Origin of the sequence: Streptomyces viridosporus, from assembly GCF_002078235.1 — a bacterium.
Classification (GTDB): Bacteria; Actinomycetota; Actinomycetes; order Streptomycetales; family Streptomycetaceae; genus Streptomyces; species Streptomyces viridosporus.
This window is the reverse complement of record NZ_MSGP01000728.1, coordinates 1-1,670: the sequence shown is the minus strand read 5'-3', so window position 1 is coordinate 1,670 and position 1,670 is coordinate 1. Positions and strand designations below refer to the sequence as shown.

Here is a 1,670-nt window from a genome sequence, read left to right as displayed (position 1 = left end):
CTGGGAGGGGTTGCCGAACCGGACTCCGCCCCCGGGGCACCCGACGGCTCGGAAGGACCGGACGGGCCAGACGAGCCGGAAGGACCGGACGGGCCGGACGGTGCCGCCGCGCCCGCGCCCTCCTCCCGCCGGTCCGGGATCCCCAGCCGGTCCGCCGCCTCCTGCAGCCACTCCGGCGGACTCAACAGGAACGACGTCTGGTTCAGGTCCACCCGCGCCGCGGGCGCCGGCACCGGCTCGGGCGCCGCGTCGTCACGGCCGTACTCCTCCTCGTACCGGCGGATCACCTCGCCCACCGGCAGCGCCGGCCACAGCGTCGCCTCGCCACTGTCCCGGGCGATCACCAGCCGCTGGGCGCCCCCGTCCGAACGGGGCCCGTCCGCACGGTCCTCCGCCCACACCACGAACCCGAGGTCGAACTCCCGCACCCGCACCTCACGGTGCTGGTACGACGGCACATCCCCGTTGACCCACTCCTCCGCGCGCTCCTGCGCCTGCGCGAACGTCACCATCGCTACCGCTCACTCTCCCGCGGAAGAAACCGGAACGGCACGCGCGAACCCACCGTCCACCATCAGATTCGCCACCGTCTCCAACTCCGGCGGAGACCCCGCCAACCGCGCCAGGAACGCGTCGAAGTCGTCCCCGCACGGCAGCAGCAGCCGCTCCACCCGCTCGGCCGGCGGCCACGACGGATCCACGTCCCGCACGTCGTCGTACGCGCAGAACCACACCGACCCCACCCGGTCGCCCCTCACCTTCACCGCCAGCAGACCGCCCTGCACGAAACCGACGCACAGGTAGTCCTTGGTGAGGTGGTCCCGCAGACACTTGTTGACGTACACCAGGTCGTTGACCGCCGCCTCGTCCCGCACCGTGAAGAACGGCTGGTCGACCAGCAGCCCCAGCTCCGCGTCCAGCGCCGTCCCCACCGGAGCGCACCCGCCCGCCGCCTTCAGGAACGACCGGTACGCACCCGGCAGCCGGTACCCGAGGTCCTCCTCGACCCCCAGCACCTGCGCCTCCGTCACCGCCACACCCGACTTCGGCAGCCCGAAGTGCGCCGGGCGCGTCTCCTGCAACGGCCGCGTGCCCCGCTTGTCCTGGTCCACGGCGGCCGTCGCCACCCCGCCGTGATGCCGCAGCAGCGCCTTCACCTCGACCGGCACCAGCTCCAGCCGCCGCGACCCCACCACGTGGTGCCACGTCCAGCCGTGCGGCGTCGCCACCGCCGGCACCGTGTCCCACAGCGCGTGGCCGCTCGCCGCCAACGCCGCGTTCGCCGACACGTAGTCCGTCAGCCGCAGCTCGTCGACACCGAAACCCTCCGGCGGCTCCGCGACCTCCGCGGCAGCCCGTGCGTAGGGCGAGAAGTCGGGGTAACCGCGCTCGTCCACCCGAACCCCTCTCGGATGACGGGCCGCCCGCACCGGATCCGGGAAGTGCACGACCTGCCCGGCGTAGGCCGCGTTCGGCGGCGCGGCTTGTTGCCCGAGCCGACCTGTCGTCATGGCGGTTGCCCCCTGCGGCACTCTGTACGACCCGCCGCCCACCTCCGGGCCGTCACGGAACGTATTCGGCTGTCACGTCTGTCTCGACTGCTTACCGCCACGACCCCCGCGGTGTCCCGCACGCACTACCGCGCGGTCACCGCACGGATCGCGGTGCCG

2 protein-coding genes are annotated in these 1,670 nt (G+C 73.2%); both read right to left on the bottom strand.

The genetic code is table 11. The features are described 5' to 3' along the window. Nucleotides 1-512 (bottom strand): SUKH-4 family immunity protein (locus tag B7L92_RS36665; RefSeq protein ID WP_497592023.1); only part of this gene is annotated, 512 nt, incomplete at its 3' end. Between the two features lie 9 nt (nt 513-521). Beyond that, nucleotides 522-1,511 carry an SMI1/KNR4 family protein gene (locus B7L92_RS36660; RefSeq protein ID WP_004987048.1) on the bottom strand — a complete coding sequence of 330 codons (990 nt, stop codon included), beginning with the start codon at nt 1,509-1,511 and terminating at the stop codon, nt 522-524. Nucleotides 1,512-1,670: the final 159 nt, after the last annotated feature.